Genomic DNA, 1,331 nt, shown 5'->3' with positions numbered 1-1,331 from the left:
AAAGTTTACGATGGTACAACCAGTGCAATTGTAAATGGTAGCTTGAACGGCTTAATCACAGGTGACCAAGTCAACCTGAATGCGCAAGGACAGTTTGTAGATAAAAATGTAGGCTCAAACAAGAATGTAAATGTATCAGGTAATTTAAGTGGTACAGATGCGGGTAACTACGATCTTGCAGCGAATACATCCGCACAAGCGAGTATTAGCAAGAAGCAAATCACAGGCAGCATCACGGCTCAGGACAAAGTTTACAATGGCACAACCAGTGCGATCGTCAATGGTAGCTTGAACGGTTTGATTACAGGCGACCAAGTCAACTTAAATGCACAAGGGCAGTTTGCAGATAAAAATGCAGCTTTGAATAAAACTGTAAATGTATCAGGTAATTTAACGGGTACAGATGCAGCCAACTATAGCCTACAAGCGAATAGTCAGACTCAAGCGAATATCAGTAAAAAGCAAGTCACAGGCAGCATTACTGCTCAAGACAAAGTTTACGATGGTACAACCAGTGCAATTGTAAATGGTAGCTTGAACGGCTTAATCACAGGCGACCAAGTCAACCTGAATGCGCAAGGACAATTTTCCGATAAAAATGCAGGCTCAAACAAGAATGTAAATGTATCAGGCAATTTAAGTGGTACAGATGCAGGCAACTACGATCTTGCCGCTAATACATCAGCACAAGCCAGCATTAGCAAGAAGCAAATTACAGGCGTATTAACAGCTCAAGATAAAGTCTATGACGGTACAACCAATGCAATTGTAAATGGTAGTTTGAATGCAGGCGGTGTCATCACAGGCGATCAAGTCAGTGTTGGAACAACAGGGCAATTTGTAGATAAGAACGCAGGTCAGAACAAAGTTGTCACGGCTTCAAGTAGCTTAGTTGGATTGGACGCAGGCAACTATGAACTCACCACCAATGGACAAGTCACTGCCAACATTAGCAAGAAGCAGATCACAGGTGTATTAACAGCACAAGACAAGGTTTACGACGGTACGACCAGTGCGATTGTGAATGGTAGCTTGAATGGTTTAATTATAGGCGACCAAGTTAACCTAAATGCCCAAGGACAGTTTGCCGATAAAAATGCAGCTTCGAATAAAACTGTAAATGTATCAGGCAATCTCAGTGGTACAGATGCAGGCAACTACGATCTTGCAGCGAATACATCAGCACAAGCCAACATCAGTAAGAAGCAAATCACAGGTGTGTTGACCGCTCAGGATAAAGTTTACGATGGTACAACCAGTGCAATTGTAAATGGTAGCTTGAACGGCTTAATCACAGGTGACCAAGTCAACCTGAATGCGCAAGGACAGTT

Annotated in this window: 1 protein-coding gene; it reads left to right on the top strand. The window is 42.7% G+C overall.

What is annotated here, in order from left to right; genetic code table 11:
• The coding region (locus C502_RS19325) for a YDG domain-containing protein (RefSeq protein WP_039773441.1) at positions 1 to 1,331 on the top strand (1,331 nt) is incomplete at both ends.

It is taken from the genome of Acinetobacter tjernbergiae DSM 14971 = CIP 107465, from assembly GCF_000374425.1.
GTDB classification, from domain to species: domain Bacteria; phylum Pseudomonadota; class Gammaproteobacteria; order Pseudomonadales; family Moraxellaceae; genus Acinetobacter; species Acinetobacter tjernbergiae.
This window is presented reverse-complemented; position numbering and strand designations above follow the sequence as displayed.